The sequence below is a fragment of the Pseudoalteromonas luteoviolacea DSM 6061 genome (genome assembly GCF_001625655.1).
GTDB lineage: Bacteria > Pseudomonadota > Gammaproteobacteria > Enterobacterales > Alteromonadaceae > Pseudoalteromonas > Pseudoalteromonas luteoviolacea.
The window spans coordinates 1-1,366 of sequence record NZ_AUYB01000014.1; the positions used below are offsets into that span (position 1 = coordinate 1).

A 1,366-nucleotide genomic window follows, 5' to 3' on the forward strand; every position below is an offset into this window, starting at 1 on the left:
ATCGAAGAACACCTTACCCGATACGCTTTTATCACCTGATTTTGGTTTTTCAGTAAAGCGGATCGCTGGCGTGGGCTCTGTGCCAAGCACAACCTTTGCGGTATTACTTACCACGCCCGATTCTGTACCTATATAACGCTTACCGGTTTGATATTCGGTTGAAGGGGTTTGTGTAAGGGTGTAGCCATCGGCATTAGACTCAATTAACTCTACAAAGCTAAAGTCACCTTGGGCGTCAGTGGTGGTGGTAAGTTCAACCGCTTGGCCATATTTGTCGGTACCGGTTAGTTTGATGCTGACGGCATTCAATGCTGAATCAACCGGATCGATCACACCGTTTTGATCCACATCGAAGAACACCTTACCCGAAACAGACTTATCGCCCGCTTTTGGTTTCTCGGTAAAGCGGATCGCTGGCGTGGGCTCTATGCCAACCACAACCTTAGCGGTGTTACTTAATGCGCCCAAACCACTACCAATATAACGCTTACCAGTTTGATATTCGCTCGAAGGGGTTTGCACAATTGTGTAGCCATCGGCATTAGACTCAATTAACCCAGTAAAGCTAAAGTCACCTTGGGCGTCAGTGGTGGTGGTTAGCTCAACCGCTTGGCCATATTTGTCGGTACCCGTTAGTTTGATACTGATGTTATTCAATACAGCATCAACCGGATCGATCACACCATTTTGATCAATATCGAAGAACACCTTACCCGAAACAGACTTATCGCCCGCTTTTGGCTTTTCTGTAAAGCGGATCGCTGGCGTTGGCTCTGTGCCAACCACAACCTTGGCGGTGTTACTTACTGCACCCGCTTCTGTACCAATATAGCGCTTGCCGGTTTGGTATTCGCTCGAAGGGGTTTGCACAACGGTGTAGCCATCGGCATTAGACTCGATTAGGCCTGTAAAGCTAAAGTCACCTTGGGCATTAGTGGTGGTGGTTAACTCAACCGCTTGGCCATATTTGTCAGTGCCTGTTAGTTTGATACTGATGTTATTCAGCGCTGAGTCTGCAGGATCCAAGCTACCATCTTGATCCACATCGAAGAACACCTTACCCGAAACAGACTTATCGCCCGCTTTTGGCTTTTCTGTAAAGCGGATCGCTGGCGTTGGCTCTTTGCCAACCACAACCTTAGCGATGTTACTTACTGCGCCCAAACCACTACCAATATAGCGCTTGCCGGTTTGATATTCGCTCGAAGGGGTTTGCACAAGAGTGTAGCCATCGGCATTAGACTCGATTAGGCCTGTAAAGCTAAAGTCACCTTGGGCATTAGTGGTGGTGGTTAACTCAACCGCTTGGCCGTATTTGTCGGTACCGGTTAGTTTGATGCTGATATTATTCAGCGCTGAGTCTGCA

The 1,366-nt window shown here is 48.0% G+C and carries 1 protein-coding gene; it reads right to left on the reverse strand.

All coding sequences use genetic code 11. The annotated features are described in order from the left end of the window. A partial coding sequence (locus N475_RS01185; protein ID WP_155732515.1) for an SdrD B-like domain-containing protein occupies nt 1–1,366 on the reverse strand: 1,366 nt, incomplete at both ends.